Here is a 798-nt window from a genome sequence, read left to right on the forward strand (position 1 = left end):
AAATCTATACCACAATGATTAAATTCGTTATCAGAGCGAAGAAAAACCCGCTCAAGAAAGAACAAGTAAAATTTTATCCGCAGATGGCGCCGGGCGTGCCTGTAATGTTGCGCACAATTGTCGGGCGCATCGAGAAGCGGTCGGGCGTATCTTCTGCCTCCGTCAAGGCGGTGTTGGATGCCCTGCAATATGAGATTCTCCAAACACTCTCCGATGGTAATTCCGTTCGCTTAGGAGATCTCGGTTCTTTTCGCCTGACAATGCACGGCGAGGGCGCGTCGACGGCGAAAGAGGCAAAGGAAAAAGGGGCAAATCTCATTAAGCGCGTGAGCGTGCGATTCACGAAAAGCAGTACGATGCGTATGGCACTTGACAAGCGCAACTTAATCTTCGGTGCGCAGGACGATATCCGGAATGCGAAGTAAGTGAAGAGGAGGCACAGCGTAGTGCCGGACAAAAAATTACATTTAGCAAAGGCCGCGTTTTCACCCGATGAAAGCGCGGCTTTTTCGTACTTTGTCGAAAATGGGCCGTTGATCAGGTGTGCGGGGATAAGGATTGTTCAAACTTTCACCTATGATCGGAAAAAGTTTCTTAGGTGAAAGTTGAAACGATCTTATAGGAGAATTAAAATTGTCTTATAAGAAAGTTTCAACGATCATAGGTGAAAGTTTGGCGAGGGTGCGGAGATGGGTGAATCGGGGTGCGGAGATGGGTGGATCAGGGTGCATAAGGCGGTGTTGTTTTGTAGCTGAATCTTCGATGAAACCGTGCTTTTTTGAACATTTCCTCCGTTTT

General features: G+C 47.6%; 1 protein-coding gene. It reads left to right on the top strand.

Going from position 1 to position 798, the window contains the following annotated elements:
* Positions 1-14 precede the first annotated feature (14 nt).
* Positions 15-425, top strand: a complete 411-nt coding sequence (locus GCWU000325_RS08625) for an HU family DNA-binding protein (RefSeq protein WP_040599756.1) — start codon at positions 15-17, stop codon at positions 423-425.
* The last annotated feature ends 373 nt before the right edge of the window (positions 426-798 follow it).

Origin of the sequence: Alloprevotella tannerae ATCC 51259 (genome assembly GCF_000159995.1) — a bacterium.
Taxonomy (GTDB): Bacteria; Bacteroidota; Bacteroidia; order Bacteroidales; family Bacteroidaceae; genus Alloprevotella; species Alloprevotella tannerae.